12 protein-coding genes are annotated in these 20,571 nt (G+C 73.1%); all 12 read left to right on the plus strand.

The features are described 5' to 3' along the window. Positions 1-383 precede the first annotated feature (383 nt). Positions 384-3,551 (plus strand): family 43 glycosylhydrolase, encoded by a 3,168-nt coding sequence (locus ACZ402_RS02525; RefSeq protein ID WP_375822370.1) that lies wholly within the window; start codon positions 384-386, stop codon positions 3,549-3,551. A gap of 168 nt (positions 3,552-3,719) precedes the next feature. Continuing rightward, the gene (locus ACZ402_RS02530; RefSeq protein ID WP_375822369.1) at positions 3,720-4,457 is read left to right on the plus strand and encodes a hypothetical protein; all 738 of its coding nucleotides are present in this window, start codon (positions 3,720-3,722) and stop codon (positions 4,455-4,457) included. A 195-nt stretch (positions 4,458-4,652) separates the two neighbouring features. Continuing rightward, a complete protein-coding gene (gene proC / locus ACZ402_RS02535) occupies positions 4,653-5,534 on the plus strand; it encodes a pyrroline-5-carboxylate reductase (RefSeq protein ID WP_375822368.1) in 882 nt (293 codons plus the stop codon). A gap of 35 nt (positions 5,535-5,569) precedes the next feature. After that, entirely contained in the window at positions 5,570-6,622 is a 1,053-nt protein-coding gene (locus ACZ402_RS02540) for a LacI family DNA-binding transcriptional regulator (protein ID WP_375822748.1), read from the plus strand. Positions 6,623-6,764: 142 nt separating this feature from the next. After that, positions 6,765-8,435, plus strand: coding sequence for a xylulokinase (locus ACZ402_RS02545; protein ID WP_375822367.1), 1,671 nt, complete (start codon positions 6,765-6,767; stop codon positions 8,433-8,435). Then, positions 8,432-9,202: an L-ribulose-5-phosphate 4-epimerase gene (locus ACZ402_RS02550; protein ID WP_375822366.1), complete on the plus strand. Its 771-nt coding sequence runs from the start codon at positions 8,432-8,434 to the stop codon at positions 9,200-9,202. The genes ACZ402_RS02545 and ACZ402_RS02550 overlap by 4 nt, the downstream gene beginning before the upstream one ends. A 156-nt stretch (positions 9,203-9,358) precedes the next feature. Further along, entirely contained in the window at positions 9,359-10,867 is a 1,509-nt protein-coding gene (gene araA / locus ACZ402_RS02555) for an L-arabinose isomerase (protein ID WP_375822365.1), read from the plus strand. A gap of 462 nt (positions 10,868-11,329) precedes the next feature. Next, positions 11,330-12,343: an ABC transporter substrate-binding protein gene (locus ACZ402_RS02560; protein ID WP_264031128.1), complete on the plus strand. Its 1,014-nt coding sequence runs from the start codon at positions 11,330-11,332 to the stop codon at positions 12,341-12,343. A 222-nt stretch (positions 12,344-12,565) separates the two neighbouring features. Next, positions 12,566-14,107: a sugar ABC transporter ATP-binding protein gene (locus tag ACZ402_RS02565; protein ID WP_375822364.1), complete on the plus strand. Its 1,542-nt coding sequence runs from the start codon at positions 12,566-12,568 to the stop codon at positions 14,105-14,107. Further along, on the plus strand, positions 14,104-15,162 hold the full coding sequence (locus ACZ402_RS02570; RefSeq protein WP_375822363.1) for an ABC transporter permease: 1,059 nt from the start codon (positions 14,104-14,106) through the stop codon (positions 15,160-15,162). The genes ACZ402_RS02565 and ACZ402_RS02570 overlap by 4 nt, the downstream gene beginning before the upstream one ends. 80 nt (positions 15,163-15,242) lie before the next feature. Next, positions 15,243-16,220, plus strand: a complete 978-nt coding sequence (gene yjfF / locus ACZ402_RS02575) for a galactofuranose ABC transporter, permease protein YjfF (RefSeq protein ID WP_375822362.1) — start codon at positions 15,243-15,245, stop codon at positions 16,218-16,220. A gap of 267 nt (positions 16,221-16,487) precedes the next feature. After that, positions 16,488-20,360 carry an alpha-L-arabinofuranosidase C-terminal domain-containing protein gene (locus ACZ402_RS02580; protein ID WP_375822361.1) on the plus strand — a complete coding sequence of 1,291 codons (3,873 nt, stop codon included), beginning with the start codon at positions 16,488-16,490 and terminating at the stop codon, positions 20,358-20,360. Positions 20,361-20,571: the final 211 nt, after the last annotated feature.

Raw genomic sequence — 20,571 nt, forward strand, 5'->3', positions numbered from 1 at the left:
GCGATGAGGTTTCTGTCTGTGGCAGGGTCGGCACCGGACGACCGGCTCGACGACGAGAGGTGCACGCCCGTGACGACGCGAGCGCGACGACGGCCCGCACGCGGCACCGCTGAGGTGCGCGCCGCCGTCGGCCCGTCCGGCACGGCCACCACCCCGCGCACGACGACGGTGCCGTGACGACGGCGGTGACGCGTCCGACCCCCGCTCGCGGGGGCGTCACCGCCCGTCAGCCGGGCACACGGCCGACCTGCCCGCCGGCACGGGCTCCACGACCGTGCGCCCCGGGGGCCGAGGGAACTCCCGGGGTGCACGACCTCCACGCAGAACCTCTGGCCCGCTCCGTGCAGGTATGAGAGCAGCCCCGACCGTCAGGAGAGCAGCCCATGACCGACAGACCGACCACCCGACCGTCGCGCGGGCGGAGCCCCGCGCGCGCCGCGCTCGCGAGCGTGCTCAGCGCCGGCCTGGCGCTCACCGGGCTCGCGGCCACCGCGGCGCCGGCCGCCGCCGCGGACCCGTACACGTTCACGAGCACCGAGAACCCGATCCTCGGCGACGGCAGCTACTACTCGGCCGACCCGGCGCCGCTCGTCGTCCCCGCAGGCGCGCCCGGCAACGAGACGGGCGAGGACGAGCTCTACGTCTACACGGGTCACGACGAGGCCGGCCCGACGCGCAACGACTTCGTCATGAACGAGTGGGGCGCGTTCGTGACGAGCGACGTCGACGCGGGGGAGTGGACGCACCACCCGTCGCTCATGCGGCCCGAGGACGTGTTCGACTGGGCGACGCCGGGCCGCGCGTACGCGGGGCAGGTCGTCCAGGGCGTCGACGGGCGCTACTACTGGTACGTCCCCGTGAACGAGGCGGACAGCACGGCGAGCGACGCGTTCGGCATCGGCGTCGCGGTGTCCGACACCCCGACCGGCCCGTGGACCGACCACGTCGGCGGGCCGATCATCTCGCAGCGCGTCCCGACCCCGAACACGATCCACAACATCGACCCCACGATCCTGGTCGACGGCGAGGGCGACGACGCCCGCGTCTACGTCTGGTGGGGCAGCTTCTCCAACCTGCGCATGCTCGAGCTCGCGCAGGACATGAAGACGCCCGTCGGCCAGGTCCGCACGGTCACCGGGCTCACCGGGTTCTTCGAGGCCGCGTGGGCGTTCGAGCGGAACGGCACCTACTACATGGCGTACGCGGGGAACAACGCCGGGCCGACGTCGTCGTGCACCCCGGCGAACTACCACGCGTGCATCGCGTACGGCACGGCGACCTCGCCCGAGGGGCCGTGGACGTACCGCGGCACGGTCCTCGCCCCGGTCTCCTCGACGACGAGCCACCCGGGCATCCTCGAGTTCGACGGCGAGTGGTGGATCGCCTACCACACGGCCGACGCCGACGGCGGGAACCACTTCCGGCGCTCGGTCGCGATCGACCGCGTCGAGTGGGACGACACGCAGTCGCCGCCCCGCATGAAGCAGGTCGTCACGACACCCGCGAAGGTCAAGGACACGACGCCGCGCGCGAACGTCGCGCAGGAGGCGGCCGCCACCGTCTCCAACGAGCCCGTCCCGACCCAGTACTGGAAGAAGGCGCTCAACGACGAGATCGTGCGGCCCAACCCCCTGCCCCCGGACATGTGGGGCACGTGGACGGGGAACAACCCCCCGCAGCAGTGGGTGCAGTACACGTGGGACCAGCCGATGCGTCTCGCCGGCTCGCAGATCGAGTTCTGGAACGACCAGCCGCAGGGCACGGGCGTCGGCGTCGCCGCCCCGGCGTCGTGGCGCATCCAGTACTGGGACGCGTCCGACGGCGGCGCGTGGGTCGACGTGCCGAACCCCAGCGCCTACGGCACCGGGACGAGCGGGTTCCAGGACACGACGTTCGACCCGGTCACCACGACCCAGGTCCGCGCGGTCTTCGACGCCTCGACCAACGGCAGCACGTACTCCGCCGTCGCGGTCGAGGAGTGGAAGGTCCTGGCCGAGCAGCCCGCCGCCGTCGAGCCGCCGGGCGTGACGGTCGAGGTCGGGGAGACCGACCTGCCGGGCACCGTGCCCGTGACGTTCCCCGGCGGGGAGACGCTGCAGGTCCCCGCCTTCTGGGACGAGGTCCCCGCGGACGACGTCGCCGCCCCCGGCACGTTCGCCGTCGAGGGGTCCGTGCTCGGCTACGCGGGCGGTCGCGTGCGCACCGAGGTCACGGTGGTCCCTGCCGAGCCGGCCGAGGGCGACGAGACGGCGCCGACGCTGACGCTCACGCCGCTGGGCAGCGCGGGCAGCGACGGCTGGTTCCGCTCCGACGTGCGCGTCCGGGTCGACGGCGCCGACGACTCCGGCGGGCGCGTGGTCCTCACGACGACCGTCGACGACGGCGCGCCCGTCACCACGGAGCCGACCCGGTCGACCGAGGTCGCGGTCGCGGGCGACGGCGAGCACCGGGTCGTCGCGACGGCCGCGGACCGCGCGGGGAACGTCTCGCCGGAGGCGGCACTCGACGTCCGGATCGACCGCGTGGCGCCGGTCAGCACGGGCGTCCTCGACCCGGCGGCGCGCACGGTGACGGTCACCGCGACCGACGCGACCTCCGGGGTCGCACGCGTCGAGTACGCGATCGGGACCGGCGCGTGGCAGCCGTACGGCGGTCCCGTGGCCGCTCCGGACGCGAACCAGCACCGGGTGTCGTTCCGCGCGGTCGACGCCGCGGGCAATGCCGAGACGCCGAAGGTCGTGACGGTCCCCGCGGACGTCTCCGGACCGCTCACAGGCAACGTCGCGCCGATCGCCACGGCGAGCGCGTCGTACACCGCGGGGTGGAACAGCGTCGGCGCGCTCAACGACGGCGCCGACCCGGCGAACCCGAGCCAGGCCCAGATCTGGGGCACGTGGTCCGGGACGCGGCCGGCGACGCAGTGGGTCCGGTACGACTGGTCGCGCCCGATCCGCCTCACGGGCGCGGAGCTGAAGTTCTGGCGGGACTCGGACCCGGGGAGCGGGGACGGCGTCGTCCGCCCCGACTCCTGGGTGCTGGAGTACTGGGACGACGCGGCGGAGGACTGGGCCCTCGTGGCGAACCCGTCCGGGTACGGCACGAGCACGACCGCCTTCAACACCGTGACGTTCGACCCGGTCACCACGTCGCGCCTCCGGGCGACCTTCGCGGCGAACGGCAACGGGTCGACGTACTCGGCGGTCGCCGTCACCGAGTGGCGCGCGTTCGCGGACGACCCGGGCACGGGCGGCCCGGAGCCCGAGCTCCCGGTCACCGTCACCGCGCAGGCGCGCTGCCTCGCCGGCAAGGCGTACGTCGCCGTGGTCGCGACCCACGACCACGACGCGCCCGTCGACGTCGTCGTCGAGACGCCGTACGGGACGCGGTCGTTCCCGGCGGTGGCGCCCGGGAAGAGCGCCTACCAGTCGTTCGCCGTCCGCGCGACGACCGTCGAGGCCGGCGCCATGGTCGTGCGCGCGACCGGCACGGTCGACGGCACGGAGGTGACGACGGAGACCGGGGCGGAGTACGCCGCCCTGGGCTGCGGGTGACGATCCCGACCCCGCCCGGGACATGACGGGCGGGTGAACCCGTCCGCGCGTGCCCGACACCCCGCGTCAGCGCGAGGGGTCGGGCACGCGCGCGTCCTACTCTTGGCCGCAGAGTCCCGGCCGAGAGGACCGGGCCCGCGAGGACCGAGAGCAGCGGAGGTAGGCGCGATGAGCCAGTCGCCCGGCGGGAGCCCGACGGGACGAGCGCCCGCACCCGCGCGACCGGGGCAGAGCCCGGCGCGACCGGGGCAGGGCGCGGCCGCGCGCCGCCCCGGCGACGCCGTCGGTGCGAGCGACCGCCGCCACACGCGGCCCTCCTCGGCGGCCGTGTACCGCCGCCGTCGGCTCGTCGTGCTCGTCGGGCTGGTGCTCGTCGTCGGGCTCGTGGTCGCGCTGCTCGCCTGGGGCTGGCCGGGGTTCGCCCGTGCCGACGCGGAGCCCGCGCCCACGGTGACCGTGACGGCGGACCCGCCGACCCCCACGCTCGAGCCCGTCGCACGCACCGGGACCACCGCGTTCGCGCAGGCGCTCCCGGACACGGTGCTCGACCTGGTGCTGCGCAGCGACTCGGCGACGGACGCGTGGTCCACGGAGCGGGCCCTCGAGGCGTACGAGCTCGTGTACGCGGACGGCGAGGGCGACGACGCCACGACGGTCACGGTGGTCGCCGGGCAGTGGCCCACCGTCGCGGAGGCGGAGACCGCCGCGAGCGACCTCGTCGCCGCGGCCGGCGAGCCCACGGACACGGGCGACGTCGAGGTCGCCGGCGAGGTCGCCGGCACGTACGCGGTGACGCCCGCGGCCGACGGGCAGGCGACCGTCACCTGGACCAACGGCACCGCCGTCCTCCAGGCCACCGGGCCCGCCGACGTCGTCACCGACGTGTACTCCGCCTACCCGCTGTGACCCCGCTCTGACCCCGCTCTGACGCGGTCCTGACGCGGTCCTGACGCGGTCCCCGACGCCGTCCCGACGCCCTGCGGGCGCCCACTGCCCGGGGCGTACGGCCCGCGGCGCGGCGCCGCGGCGGCCGCCCCGCGGTCCCGCGCACCCGCCGGGTGCGCAAGAATGCCCTCACCGACCACCGGGAGCTGATCGCCCATGACCGACCGTCCGACCCCGTCCGTCCCTGCGCGACCGCTCGCCGTCCTCGGCGCGGGCGTCATGGGCGAGACCGTCCTCGCGGGCGCGCTCGCGTCGGGCTGGGACCCCGGCGACGTCGTCGCGACGGTGCGCCGGCCGGAGCGGGCCGAGGAGCTCGCGACGCGCCATGGTGTCCGGACGACCCAGGACAACGTCGAGGCCGTGCGCGGCGCCGGCGTGGTGGTCGTCGCGGTCAAGCCGAAGGACGTCGCCGCGCTGCTCGACGAGGTCCACGACGCCGTCGGCGCGGGGACCGTCGTGGTGAGCGTCGTCGTCGGGCTCCCCACGGCCTTCTACGAGGACCGGCTCCCGGCGGGCACCGCCGTCGTGCGGGTCATGCCGAACACGCCGTCGGTCGTGGGCGCCGGGGTGAGCGCCGTGAGCGGCGGTGCCGCCGCGGACGACGACGACGTCGCGCTCGTCGAGCGCCTCCTGTCCGCGACGGGGCTCGTCGTGCGCGTCGCGGAGAAGGACCAGGACGCGGTCGGGGCGCTCTCGGGCTCCGGCCCCGCCTACGTCTTCTACGTGATCGACGCGCTCGCCGAGGCGGGCGTCCTCCTGGGCCTGACGCGCGCCACGGCGCTCGAGCTCGCCACCGCCACGGTGCACGGCGCCGCGACGATGCTGCGCGAGACCGGCGAGCACCCGGCGATCGCGCGCGAGAAGGTCTCCTCGCCCGGCGGGACGACCGTCGCCGCGCTGCGCCGCCTCGACGCGGGCGGCGTGCGCGCCGCGTTCCTCGATGCGCTCGAGGCCGCGCGCGACCGGTCGGCCGAGCTTGCCGCGGCGCTCGCGGCCGCTCCCGCGCCGCGCCGCGACCCCGAGGGGGCCGGGTCGTGAGCGACGGGCCGTCGCCGCGCACGCGCCCGCCCGCGATGTCCGACGTCGCGCGGCTCGCGGGCGTGTCGCACCAGACGGTCTCGCGCGTGCTCAACGACCACCCGAGCGTGCGGCCGGAGACGCGCGACCGCGTCCTCGACGCGATCGCGACGCTCGGCTACCGCCGCAACAGCGCGGCCCGCGCGCTCGTCACGATGCGCTCGGGGACGATCGGCGTCGTGACGACGGGCTCCGCGCTGTACGGGCCGACGTCGACCCTCATCGCGGTCGAGGAGGCCGCGCGCGAGCAGGGGTACTTCGTGAGCGTCGCGACGATCCGGCGCTACGACGCGGACACGATGCACCGCGTGCTCGAGCACTTCATGGACCAGGGCGTCGAGGGCATCGTCGTCATCGCGCCGCAGACCGACGTCGCGGCGGCGGTCGACTCGTTCCGCGCCCCGGTGCCGGTCATCATGATCGCGGCACGCGACCGCCCGGGCGAGGGCGAGGCCGCCGAGGTCGTGCGCCCGGGCGCCGGGGCGCTGGGCGCTCCCGGCGCGATCCTGTCGATCGCGGTCGACCAGCGGCTCGGCGCCCGGCTCGCCACCGAGCACCTGCTCGGCCTGGGCCACCGCACGGTGCTGCACCTGTCCGGCCCGCTCGACTGGTTCGACGCGCGCGAGCGCGAGACGGGCTGGCGCGCGGCGCTGGAGCAGCACGGTGCTCCGGTGCCCGAGCCGGTGCGCGGCGACTGGTCCTCCGACCGCGGCTACGCCGTCGGGAAGGAGCTCGCGGACGCGGTCCGCGCGGGCGACGGGCCGACCGCGGTCTTCGCCGGCAACGACCAGCTCGCGCTCGGCCTGCTCCGGGCGTTCTGGGAGCAGGGCGTGCGGGTGCCGGGCGACGTCTCGGTCGTCGGGTTCGACGACGTCGCGGGCGCGGGGCACTTCATCCCGCCGCTGACGACGGTGCGCCAGCCGTTCGGCTCCCTCGGGCGCCGGTGCATGGGGATGATGATCGACGCCCTGTCCGGCGCGACCGTCCGTCCCGTCTCCATCCCGCCCGAGCTCATGGTCCGCGAGAGCACGGCGACGCCGCGCGGCTGACGTCGCGCGCTCCTGCCTGCGAGACATCCGCGAGACATCGGAGATGCCAGTGCCGGGGGAGTTGGCCCCGCCGGTTGTGAGCGCTAACATTCGAGAAGACAGTCACGACCGAGGCGCGACGCCGCGACGAGGAGAAGCAGCAATGGTGCAGCAGGACGAGGTCGGCCGCCGTCGGGCAGCCGTCGTGGCAGGGGAGACCGCGCTCGGGATCGAGCTCGGGTCGACGCGGATCAAGGCGTGCCTCGTGGACGTCGACGGCACGCCGCTCGCGAGCGGGAGCCACGCGTGGGAGAACCGGTTCGAGGACGGCGTGTGGACGTACTCGCTCGACGACGTCGAGGCCGGGCTGCGCGAGTGCTACGCGCGCCTGGTCGACGACGTCGAGGAGCGGTACGGCGTGCGCCCCACGACCTACGGCGCGCTCGGCGTGTCCGCGATGATGCACGGCTACCTCGCGTTCGACGCCGACGGCGAGCTGCTCGTCCCGTTCCGCACGTGGCGCAACACGTCGACCGGCCCGGCCGCCGCCGAGCTCACCGAGCTGCTCGGGTACAACGTCCCGCTGCGCTGGTCGGTCGCGCACTGGTACCAGGCGATCCTCGACGCCGAGCCGCACGCCGCGCAGGTCGCGTCGCTCACGACGCTCGCCGGGTACGTCCACCGGCGGCTCACCGGGCGGCACGTGCTCGGCGTGGGCGACGCGTCGGGCATGTTCCCCGTCGACCCGGCGACGCGCGACTACGACCACGCGCTCCTCGCGCTCGTCGACGAGCGTGCCGCGACGCACCGCGCGGGCCCGAAGCTCGCGGAGCTGCTGCCCGAGGTCCTCGTGGCGGGTGCGGACGCCGGCCGGCTCACGGCCGAGGGCGCCGCCTGGCTCGACCCGTCGGGCGCGCTGGTCCCCGGGGTGCTGCTGTGCCCGCCCGAGGGCGACGCCGGCACGGGCATGGTCGCCACCAACGCCGTCGCGCCGCGCACCGGCAACGTCAGCGCGGGCACGAGCATCTTCGCGATGGTCGTGCTCGAGGCTCCGCTCGGCAGCGTGCACCACGAGCTCGACCTCGTCACGACCCCCGCGGGCGACCTCGTCGCGATGGTCCACTGCAACAACGGCGCGAGCGAGCTCGACGCGTGGGCGAGCCTGCTCGGCGAGCTCGCCGCGGCCGTCGGCAGCGACGCGGGCCCGGACGACGTGTTCGGCGCCCTCTTCCGCGCCGCGCTGGACGGCGACGCGGACGGTGGCGGGCTGCTGGCCTACAACTACCTCGCGGGCGAGCCGATCACGGGGCTCGCGGAGGGGCGGCCGCTCGTCGTGCGCACGCCCGGGAGCCGCCTGACGCTCGCCAACTTCGCGCGCACCCAGGTCTACGGCGCGTTCGGGACGCTCGCGCTCGGGATGCGCGTCCTCGCGGGCGAGGGCGTCCGGCTCGACGGGATGCTCGCGCACGGTGGCATGTTCCGCACCGCGGGCGTCGCGCAGCGGCTGCTCGCCGCGGCGATCGACGCGCCGGTGAGCGTCGGAGGCACGGCGGGCGAGGGCGGCGCGTGGGGCATCGCGGTGCTCGCCGGGTTCGCACGCGCCCAGGCGTCGGGCACCGCGTCCGGGTCTGCGGACGGTGTCGTCGGCCACGACCTCGGCGCGTACCTGCGCGACCACGTGTTCGCGTCGGCCCAGATCGAGACCGTCGCGCCCGACCCGGCGGACGTCGCCGGGTTCGCGGCCTACCTCGACCGCTACGCCGCGGGGCTCGCCGTCGAGCGAGCCGCCGTGACGGCGCTGCCCGCCCGCACCGAAGGAGAGGACCTCGCATGACCACGCCCACCCCGGCCGCGGACGTCGCGGCACCCGTTGAGCCCACGGTGCCCGCCGTGCCCGCCCACCTGCGCGACGCCGTCGATGCCGCCAAGGAGCGCGTCGCCGCGCTGCACGCCGAGCTCCCGCGCTGGGAGCTCGTGGTGTGGACCGCGGGCAACGTGTCCGAGCGGGTCCGCGACACCACGCGCCCCGACGGCTCGGGCGACCTGCTCGTCATCAAGCCGTCCGGCGTCGCGTACGACGACATCACCCCCGCGGCGATGGTCGTGTGCGACCTCGACGCGGCCCTCGTCGAGGGCGACCGGTCGCCGTCGTCGGACACGGCGGCGCACGCCTACGTGTACCGGCACCTGCCGGAGGTGGGCGGGGTCGTGCACACCCACTCGACGTACGCGACCGCCTGGGCCGCGCGCGGCGAGCCCGTCCCGTGCGTCCTGACGATGATGGCCGACGAGTTCGGCGGCGACATCCCCGTCGGGCCGTTCGCGCTGATCGGCGACGACTCGATCGGGCGCGGCATCGTCGAGACCTTGCGCGAATCCCGCAGCCCCGCGGTCCTCATGCGCAACCACGGCCCGTTCACGATCGGCACGGACGCGCGCGCGGCGGTCAAGGCGGCCGTCATGTGCGAGGAGGTCGCGCGGACCGTGCACGTCAGCCGGCAGCTCGGCGAGCCCACGCGCATCGCGCAGGACGACGTCGACTCGCTCTACGCGCGGTACCAGCACGTCTACGGGCAGCAGCCCGCACCCGACCCGCGCTGACCACGGGTCGGTGCCGCCCCCCGCGGCGGTCTCGGCACCCGCGGTGCGCCGCGCACCGGGCACGTGGAGCACGACGCAGCACGACAGCAGCACGACCACCCGGGACGGGACCGCAGCGGTGCGGCGCCCGCCTCACGACACGAGAGATGGACCGACATGAGCAAGCCCTACGCGGACCGCGAGATCTGGTTCCTCACCGGGAGCCAGGACCTGTACGGAGAGGAGACGCTCCGGCAGGTCGCCGAGCAGTCCCAGGAGGTCGCGCGCGCGCTCGACGCGTCGCCCGACGTCCCGGCGAACGTGGTCTGGAAGCCCGTGCTCAAGGACGCCGGCTCGATCCGGCGCGCGATGCTCGACGCCAACGCGGACGACCGCGTGCTGGGCGTCGTGACGTGGATGCACACCTTCAGCCCCGCGAAGATGTGGATCGGGGGCCTCGACCAGCTCCGCAAGCCGCTGCTGCACCTGCACACGCAGGCCAACGTCGAGCTGCCCTGGGACACGATCGACTTCGACTTCATGAACCTCAACCAGGCCGCGCACGGCGACCGCGAGTACGCGTACGTCGCGACACGCCTGGGCGTCGCGCGCACGACGGTCGTCGGGCACGTGTCGAACCCCGCCGTGACGGCGCGCGTGGGGTCGTGGGTGCGCGGCGCCGCCGGCTGGGCCGCGACGCACGAGCTGCGCCTCGCCCGGTTCGGCGACAACATGCGCAACGTCGCGGTCACCGAGGGCGACAAGACCGAGGCCGAGCTCCGGTTCGGTGTGAGCGTGAACACGTGGGGCGTGAACGACCTCGTGCGCGCGGTCGAGGAGGTCTCCGAGGCCGACGTCGACGCGCTCGTCGCGGAGTACGAGGACCTCTACGACGTGGTCCCCGAGCTGCGCAAGGACGGCGACCGGCACGCGTCGCTGCGGTACGCGGCCCGGCAGGAGATCGCGCTCGAGACGTTCCTCGAGTCGGTCGGCGCCAAGGCGTTTACGACGAACTTCGAGGATCTCGGCGACCTGCGCCAGCTCCCCGGCATCGCGGTGCAGCGCCTCATGTCCAAGGGCTACGGGTTCGGCGCCGAGGGCGACTGGAAGACGGCCGTCCTCGTGCGCGCCGCGAAGGTCATGGGCGAAGGCCTGCCCGGTGGGGCGTCGCTGATGGAGGACTACACCTACGACCTCACGCCCGGCAGCGAGAAGATCCTCGGCGCGCACATGCTCGAGATCTGCCCGTCGCTCACGACCTCCAGGCCCCGGGTCGAGATCCACCCGCTCGGCATCGGCGGCAAGGAGGACCCCGTCCGCATGGTGTTCGACGCCGATCCGGGCGTCGGCGTCGTCGTGTCCCTCGCGGACATGCGCGACCGGTTCCGCCTCACCGCCAACGTGGTCGACGTCGTCGCGCCCAGCGCGCCGCTGCCGCACCTGCCCGTGGCGCGTGCGGTGTGGGAGCCGCGCCCCGACTTCGCGACCTCCGCCGAGGCGTGGCTGACGGCGGGCGGCGCGCACCACACGGTGCTCTCCACGGCCGCGGGGATCGACGCGTTCGAGGTCTTCGCGGACATCGCCCGCACCGAGCTCCTGGTCATCGACGAGGCCACGACGCGCCGAGGCTTCCGCGACCAGGTGCGGTGGAACCAGGTGTTCTACCGCGTCGCGCAGGGCCTCTGAACCCCTCCCGCTCTGACGCCGAGATAGCGACCCCCCGGCCGAGATAGCGACCTGCGACACCCTTTCGCGCGCCGTCGCGGCTGTACGTCGCTATCTCGGCGGCGGGGGCCCTCTCGGTCGGTGCGGTCGTGACCGAACCGTGACGGGGGGTCGCTTCCCCTCCGCGCGTGTGAGCGCTAACATCGTCTCTCGGGAGGGTGTGAGCGATCACATCCGCAGGTCTGGGGCTCGGTGCCTCGGCAGGCTCCGCGCGCACGGCACGCCGCAGTGCCGGGCGGTGACCACAACGGTTACCGAACGGTTATGCGGAATGCCGGGTCGGGGCTTGCGGGAGGGGCACTGACACCGCTAGACATTGACACAAGCAAACATGTATCAACAAGAGTCAACAGCCCGATGGTGGGCTGGCACGACCCGACGACCCTCGGCACGGCGCCGAGGTCGCATCTCAAGGAGGAGAGCATGTTCAGCACGACCAAGGCGCGCACGCGTCTGACGGGTGTCCTCGCCGGCGTGGCGGTCCTCGCGCTCGCGGCGTGCAGCAGCGGGGGCGGCAGCACGGACGACAGCAGCAACGACGCGGGTGGCGACGGCGGCAGCGGCGACGCGATCGTCGTCGGCTTCTCGCAGGTGGGCGCCGAGTCCGGCTGGCGCGCGGCGAACACCAAGTCCATCCAGGACACGCTCACGGCCGAGAACGGCTTCGACCTCAAGTTCTCCGACGCGCAGCAGAAGCAGGAGAACCAGATCCAGGCGATCCGCTCCTACATCGCGCAGGGCGTCGACGTCATCGCGTTCTCCCCGGTCGTCGAGTCCGGCTGGGACGCGGTGCTCGAGGAGGCGCGCGACGCCGGGATCCCCGTGATCCTCACGGACCGCGCGGTCGACTCCGAGGACGAGACGCTGTACGAGTCGTTCATCGGCTCGGACTTCATCCTCGAGGGCGAGATGGCCGGCGACTGGGTCTCGGAGGCCGCGACGGAGCCGATGAACGTCGTCGAGCTCCAGGGCACCACCGGTGCGGCGCCCGCGATCGACCGCAAGACCGGGTTCGAGAACGCCACGAAGGACAACCCGAACGTCACGATCATCGACTCCCAGACGGGCAACTTCACGCGCGCCGAGGGCAAGACGGTCATGGAGGGCTTCCTCCAGGCGCACGACGACATCGACCTCGTCTACGCGCACAACGACGACATGGGCCTCGGCGCCATCGAGGCCATCGAGGCCGCGGGCCTCGTCCCGGGCGAGGACATCCAGATCGTCACCGTCGACGCGGTCAAGGACGGCATGCAGGCGCTCGCCGACGGCAAGATCAACTTCATCGTCGAGTGCAACCCGCTCCTCGGCCCGGACCTGGCGGAGATCATCAAGAAGGTCGTCGCGGGCGAGGAGGTCGAGAAGCGCATCGTCGTGGAGGACCAGTCCTTCACGCAGGAGCAGGCCGTCGAGGCGCTCCCGACGCGCGAGTACTGACCGGCGCTCGGCGGCCCTCTCGGAGCGATCCGAGAGGACGCCCGCCCGGCGGGGCCGGTCGACGCCGACCGGCCCCGCCACCACGGACGGGTCGCGCGCCGGGAGAGCACGTCTCCCCGGCGCGCGGCCGACGCACCACCGCCGGCATGCCGACGTCGCCGGCGTCCTGAGGCGCCCCGGGGCCCGGCAGCCCCGTCGCCACCGCTGCACGGAAGGTCACCCATGACTACCGCCGTCCCCGACGGTCGACCCGTCGTCGAGATGACCGGGATCTCGATCGAGTTCCCGGGCGTCAAGGCGCTCGACGGAGTCGACCTCACGCTCCGGCCCGGAGAGGTCCACGCCCTCATGGGCGAGAACGGCGCCGGCAAGTCGACGCTCATCAAGGCGCTCACCGGCGTCTACTCGATCGACTCCGGTCGCATCGTCGTCGACGGCGCCGAGCACACGTTCTCGGGCCCGGGCGAGGCCCAGGCCGCCGGTGTCTCGCCGGTGTACCAGGAGGTCAACCTCTGCGAGAACCTCTCGGTCGCCGAGAACATCATGCTCGGCCACGAGCCGCGCCGCCTCGGCGCGATCGACTGGCGCACGACGCGCCGCCGCGCGGGGGAGATGCTCGCCCGCCTCAACCTCGACATCGACCCGGCCTCGTCGCTCGCGGCCCACTCGCTCGCCGTGCAGCAGCTCGTCGCGATCTGCCGCGCGCTCGTCGTCGAGTGCAAGGTCCTCATCCTCGACGAGCCGACCTCGAGCCTCGACGCGGACGAGGTCGCCCAGCTCTTCGCCGTCGTCCGGCGGCTGCGCGACGAGGGCGTCGCGATCCTCTTCGTCTCGCACTTCCTCGAGCAGGTCTACGAGATCTCGGACCGCATGACGGTCCTGCGCAACGGGAAGCTCGTCGGCGAGTACGTCACCGCCGAGCTGCCGCGCCTCGAGCTCGTCTCCAAGATGATCGGCACCTCCCTCGAGGTGCTCGAGGAGCTCGAGGAGGCCCCCAAGCGCTCGGTGGCCGACCGCGACGGGACCACCCCGTTCGTCCAGGCGCTCGGCGTCGGCCGCAAGGGATCCGTCCAGCCGTTCGACCTCGACGTGTACCCGGGCGAGGTCGTGGGCCTCGCCGGCCTGCTCGGCTCGGGCCGCACCGAGCTCGCGCGCCTGCTCGCCGGCGCGGACCGCGCCGACTCCGGCCAGGTGCGCGTGGGCGGCGCGCCCGCGCGCCTGCGCACGCCGCGCAGCGCGATGCAGCACAAGATCGCGTTCTCCTCGGAGCACCGCAAGGCCGAGGGCATCGTGGGCGACCTGACGATCCGCGAGAACATCGTGCTCGGGCTCCAGGCGGAGCGCGGCTGGGCCCGACGCCTGCCGAAGAAGCAGGTCGACGAGATCGTCGAGACGTACATCAAGGCGCTCGCGATCCGCCCCGGCAACCCGGACGCGCTCATCAAGAACCTCTCGGGCGGCAACCAGCAGAAGGTGCTCCTCGCGCGCTGGCTCGCGACGGCCCCCAAGCTCCTCATCCTGGACGAACCGACGCGCGGCATCGACGTGGGCGCCAAGGCCGAGATCCAGAAGCTCGTCGCCCAGCTCTCGGGCGAGGGCATGTCGGTCGTCTTCATCTCGGCCGAGCTCGAGGAGGTGCTGCGGCTCAGCCACCGCATCGCCGTCATGCGCGACCGCGTCAAGGTCGCGGAGATCACCAACGACGAGGACGTCACGGTCGAGGACGTCGTCGAGCTCATCGCGAGCGGAGGGCAGGAGTCATGAGCACCACGGCACCCGCCTGGCAGCGCGCCGTCCAGCACCGGCTCTTCTGGCCGATCGTCGCGCTGGTCCTGCTGCTGGCGGTCAACACCATCAACCGGCCGAGCTTCCTCTCGATCCGGCTGCAGGACGGTCATCTGTTCGGCTCGCTCGTCAACCTGCTGAAGAACGGCGCGCCGCTGCTGCTCGTCGCCCTCGGCATGACGCTCGTCATCGCGACGCGGGGCATCGACCTGTCGGTCGGCGCGGTCGTCGCGATCTCCGGCGCCGTCGCGCTGAGCTTCATCGCGTCGTCGCCCTCGCCCGACAGCCTGACGACCGTCCTGGTCGCCGCGGGGATCGCGCTCGCGCTGTCCTTCGTCCTCGGCGTGTGGAACGGCTTCCTGGTCTCGGTCCTCGGGATCCAGCCCATCATCGCGACGCTCGTGCTCATGACCGCGGGCCGCGGCGTCGCGATGCTCATCACGGGCGGCCAGATCACGACCGTCAACAGCGCGCCGTTCAAGGCGATCGGCTCCGGGTTCTGGCTCGGCGTCCCGGTCGCGGTCGTCCTCGCGGGCGTCGTCTTCGCCGCGGTCGCGCTGCTCACGCGGCGCACGGCGCTCGGCATGCTCATCGAGTCCGTCGGTATCAACCCCGAGGCGAGCCGCCTCGCCGGCGTCAAGTCCCGCAGCATCATCTGGACCGTGTACGCGGTGTGCGCGCTCTTCGCGGGCCTCGCGGGCCTCATGATCTCCTCGAGCACCATGGCGGCCGACGCGAACAACGCCGGCCTCTTCATCGAGCTCGACGCGATCCTCGCCGTCGTCATCGGCGGCACGTCGCTCGCGGGCGGCAAGTTCTCGCTCTCGGGCACGCTCGTCGGCGTCCTCATCATCCAGACGCTCACGCTCACGGTGACCATGCTCGGCATCTCGCCGTCCGTCACGCCCCTGTTCAAGGCGATCGTCGTCATCGCGGTCTGCCTCGCGCAGTCGCCGAAGGTGCGCGACCTGGTCGCCGCCCGACGACGTCGCGCGGCCCCGACGGCCGCCGCGGCCGCGGAGGTGAGCGCCTGATGTCCGCCGTGCAGACCCCTGCCCCGACCTCGCCGCCCGACCCCCGGGGCGCCGAGACCGCCACCCCCGGAGGCCCGAGAATGACCGAGCGACTCACGAGCCGCTTCCGCCTCGACCGGCGCTACCTCCCGGTCCTCGGCACGTTCGCGGTGCTCGCGCTCATGCTGGTGGTGGGCGGCAGCCGGTACGAGAACTTCCTCTCGGCCCGCGTCATCTCGAACCTCTTCATCAACAACTCGTTCCTCATCGTGCTCGCGGTCGGGATGACCTTCGTGATCCTCACGGGCGGCATCGACCTGTCGGTCGGCGCGGTCGTGGCGCTCTCGGGCATCACGACGGCGTCCCTGCTCCAGAGCGGGTGGCCCGTCGCCGTCGTGCTCCTCATCTCGGTCCTCATCGGGACGGTCCTCGGCCTCGCGGTCGGGTTGATGGTGCACGTCTTCGACATCCAGCCGTTCATCGCGACGCTCGCGGCGATGTTCCTCGCGCGCGGTCTCTGCTACGTGATCTCGCTGCAGTCGATCCCGATCACGGACGAGTCGTTCGTCGCCCTGGCGGGCTGGAGCCAGCAGTTCGGCGACGGCTGGCGCATCACGACCGCGGTCATCATCGCCCTGGTCGTCGTCGCGATCGCCTTCTACGTGCTGCACTACACGCAGTTCGGCCGCACCGTGTACGCGATCGGCGGCGGCGAGCAGTCGGCGATGCTCATGGGCCTGCCCGTCGCGCGCACCAAGGTGCTCGTGTACGTGGTGAGCGGTACGTGCGCCGGCATCGGCGGCCTGCTGTTCGCGATGTTCTCGCGGTCCGGCTACTCGCTCACGGGCGTGGGCATGGAGCTGGACGCGATCGCGGCGGTCGTCATCGGCGGCACGCTGCTCACGGGCGGCACGGGCTTCGTGCTCGGGTCGGTGCTCGGCGTGCTCGTGCTCGGCCTCATCCAGACGATCATCACCTTCGAGGGCACGCTGAGCTCGTGGTGGACCAAGATCGTCATCGGCGTGCTGCTCCTGGTCTTCGTGATCCTGCAGCGCGTGCTGGTCGTCAGGCGGAGGTGAGCCGACGGCGCCGGCGCCGGTCCGGCGGGAGCGTCCTCGTGACCTCCCGCGGACCGGCCCGGTGCCGCGGTCGTCTGCCCGGGCTCTCGCCCGGGATCACCGGAGCTGGACGGGGGCCGGCACCCCTGGGTCGGCCGGGCACGAGCCCTGCCGACGGTGTGTCACGACATGACCTTGTCGAATGTGAGCGTTCACACTAGGCTCGGCCACGATCCTGTTAACGCTCACACGCAACGGTGCGTGTCTCTCGACGAAGAGAGGAAGCCCATGGATACGTCCCTTCACCCGCCACGGCCCCGAACGGCCCGCCGCCGGCGCGCGGTCGCGCTGGCGCTCGTGACCGGCCTGGTGGGCACGGTCGCGCTCGCGACGTCGGTGCCCGCCTCCGCCGCGGAGCCCGACCAGCCCGACGGCGCCTGGGTCGACGCGTTCGAGGGTGCCGCGCTCGGCGCGGACTGGACCGTCGTCAACCCGGTGCCCGAGGCGCTGACCGTCGGCGGCGGGAAGCTCACGCTCGCGTCGCAGCCCGGCGACACCTACCAGGACGCGAACAGCGCCAAGAACGTCGTGCTGCTCGACGTGCCCGCCGGCGACTTCACCGTCGTCACCCACCTCGAGGCACCCGTCGCCACGGTGTACCAGGGCGCAGGCCTCATCGCGTGGCAGGACATGGACAACTACGTCCGCTCCGGCCTGACCTTCGTGGGCAGCCTGTCGCCGTCGGGCCGCGCGATCGAGAACGACGTCGAGACCGGGGGCGTCTTCTCCGCGGCCGCGTTCACCGACCGCCCGGGCTCCACGGGCGAGACGCTGCGCATGCAGCGCACCGGCGACACGATCGCGACGAGCTTCTGGGACGGCGCCGCGTGGCAGCCCGCGGGCTCCGTGACCGTCGACTTCCCGACCACGCAGGTCGGCCTCTACGCGCTCGCCGCGCAGAACGGCACGTCGCACGCGGCGGCGTTCGACTACGTCGCGCTCCAGACCGCCGAGGGCGCCGACCAGGTGCCCGACGGCGCGTTCACGCTCGCAGGCCCGGGCGACGCCCGGTACCTCGTCGCGACCGACGACGGCCTCGCCCTCGACGACGAGCGCCCCGCGACGACGGTCGCGCTCGACGCGACGGCGGCCGACGGCCCCGAGGGCACGTCCCCGGTGACGCTCGCCGTCGGCGACCGGCCCGTCGTCGTCACCGGCTCGTCCCGGCTCTCCCTCGGAGCCGCGGGCGACGACGCGACCGCGTTGCGGCTCACCGACGCCGGCGGCGGCAAGGTCTGGCTGCGCGACGCGGCCGACCCGGAGCGGTACGCCGGCGTGCGCGCGCAGGACGGTGCGCTCGTCCTCGGCTCGCGTGAGGCGGCGACGAAGCTGACGGTCACGCCCGCCGCGAGCGCGGACCACGAGATCACCGTGGACCTCGCCGGCGAGCGCACCGCGATGAGCGACGAGCTGTACGGCATCTTCTACGAGGACATCAACTACGCGGCCGACGGCGGCCTGTACGCCGAGCTCGTGCGCAACCGGTCGTTCGAGTTCAACAACCAGGACAACGGGTCGTTCACCGGCCTCACTGCGTGGAGCGCCGCGAACCGCGGCGGCGCGACGGCGATGACGCAGGTCGTGAACGACGCCGGGCGGCTCAACGCGACGAACCGCAACTACCTGAACCTCACGACGACCGCCGCGGGCGCCGGGGTGCGCAACGCCGGGTACAACACGGGCCTGTTCGTGGAGGAGGGGGAGTCGTACGACTTCTCCGTCTGGGCGCGGTCGGCGACGGCGCAGACCGTCACCGTGCGCGTCGAGGACGCCGCCGGGACCACGGCGTACGCGACCGGCGAGGTCACCGTCGACGGCTCGAACGCGTGGAAGAAGTACGACGTCACGCTCACGGCGACCGGCACGACGAACGCCGGGCGCCTCGCGCTGCTCTCCGGCGCGGCGGGCACGCTCGCGCTCGACCAGGTCTCGCTCTTCCCGCAGGACACGTGGGTCGGCCCGGTCAACGGGAAGTCCGTGCTCCGCAAGGACCTCGCCGAGAAGATCGAGGCGCTCGACCCGCAGTTCCTGCGCTTCCCCGGCGGTTGCGTGACGAACGTCGGCACGTTCCGCACGTACGAGGAGAGCAACTTCACCGACCGTCGCCGCACGTACCAGTGGAAGGAGACGATCGGCCCGGTCGAGGAGCGCGCGACCAACTGGAACTTCTGGGGCTACAACCAGTCGTACGGCATCGGGTACCTCGAGTACTTCCTCCTCGCCGAGGACCTCGGTGCGACGCCGCTGCCCGTGGTGTCGGTCGGCGCCAACGGCTGCGGCAGCACCATCCCCGAGATGACGGACCCCGCGCAGATCCAGCGCTGGGTCGACGACACGGTCGACCTCGTCGAGTTCGCCAACGGTGACGTCACGACCGAGTGGGGTGCCGTGCGCGCCGAGCTCGGCCACCCCGAGCCGTTCGGCCTGAAGTACATCGGGCTCGGCAACGAGGAGAACACCAAGACCTTCGAGGCCAACTTCCCGGCGTTCCGCGACGCGATCGCGGCCGCCTACCCGGACGTCCAGATCATCTCCAACTCCGGTCCGGACGACACGGGCCAGCGGTTCGACGAGCTCTGGGAGTTCAACCGCGAGCAGGACGTCGACCTCGTCGACGAGCACTACTACAACGACCCGCAGTGGTTCCTCGAGAACGACGAGCGCTACGACTCCTACGACCGCGAGGGGCCGCACGTGTTCCTCGGCGAGTACGCGTCGCGCGGCAACACGTTCGCGAACGCGCTCGCGGAGGCGTCGTTCATGACGGGCCTGGAGCGCAACTCCGACGTCGTGCGGCTCGCGTCGTACGCGCCGCTGCTCGCCAACGAGTCGTACGTCCAGTGGTCGCCCGACGCGATCTGGTTCGACAACGACGAGTCGTGGGGCTCGGTGAACTACTACGTCCAGCAGATGTTCTCGGCGAACGCCGGCGACGAGGTCGTGCCGAGCACGCACTCCGGTCCGGCGGCGGCGGACGCGACGCTCGACGGCGGGATCTTCCTCTCGACGTGGAACACGGCCGCGCAGTACGACAACGTGCGCGTGACCGACAACGCGAGCGGCGACGTGCTCTTCTCGGACGACTTCGAGTCCGGTGCGTCGCAGTGGGAGCCGCAGTCCGGGACGTGGGCCGCGCAGGACGGTGCCTACGTGCAGTCGGCGACGAACGTCACCGACGCCCGGTCGATCGTGGCCGGGGCGTACGCGAAGGACTGGTCGAGCTTCACGCTCGAGCTCGACGCGCGCAAGACGTCGGGCGCCGAGGGCTTCCTCGTCGGCTTCGCCGCCGGCGGCCCCAACGACTACTACTGGTGGAACCTCGGCGGCTGGAACAACTCGCGCCAGGCCCTCCAGCGCGCGTCGGGCGGGAGCGCCAACGAGGTGCAGGCGGTCGAGAACCACAGCATCGAGGCCGGCCAGCCGTACCACGTCAAGGTCGTCGTCGAGGGCTCGACCATCGAGCTCTACCTCGACGGCGAGCTCCAGATGTCCTACGAGCAGCCGTCGACCAAGTCGCTCTACCAGGTCGTCACGCGCGACGACGACACGGGCGACGTCGTCGTCAAGGTCGTCAACCCCACCGCGACCGCGGCGCGCACGCAGGTGCACGTCGAGGGCTCCGAGGGGATCGCGGACCAGGCGACGGTCACGGAGATGGTGGGCGCGCCGTCGGACACCAACACCAAGGCCGACCCGGAGCGGGTCGTCCCGGTGGAGCGGACGCTCACGGGCGTAGGCGAGGAGTTCTCCTACGAGTTCCCCGCGCACTCGATCACGTTCGTGCGGCTGCACGCGTCCGACGCGGCGCCCGAGCTCGACCTCGCGGTCGAGGTCTCGCCGCGCTGCCTCGCGGGCAAGGCGTACGTCGCCGTGCGCGCGACGAACGGCGAGGTCGTCCCGGTCTCCGTGACGCTCTCGACGCCGTACGGCGAGAAGGCGGTCGCGGACGTGGCGCCCGGCAAGAACGCGTACCAGTCGTTCGCGACGCGCGCGACGTCCGCCCCGGCGGGTACGGCGACGATGACGGGCACGGCGACGCTCGACGGCGAACAGGTCACCACGACCGTCGCCGTCGCCTACGACGCGCTCGACTGCGGCTGACCCCGAGGTAGAACCGCAGGTCGCGAGGTAGAAGCCTCCGGGCTCTACCTCGCGACCGCCGGTTCTACCTCGCGGGTGCCTGCTTCCCTCGTGGCCGGTCCGGCGGGCCACGAGGGCGCGGCCCGCGCGTCGTGCGCGGGCCGCTCTCGCACGACCGCGCGACGACGTCGTCGCGCGACGAGCTGCACGACACCGCACGTCCCGACGCGCG

It is taken from the genome of Cellulosimicrobium sp. NPDC030954 (assembly GCF_055571305.1).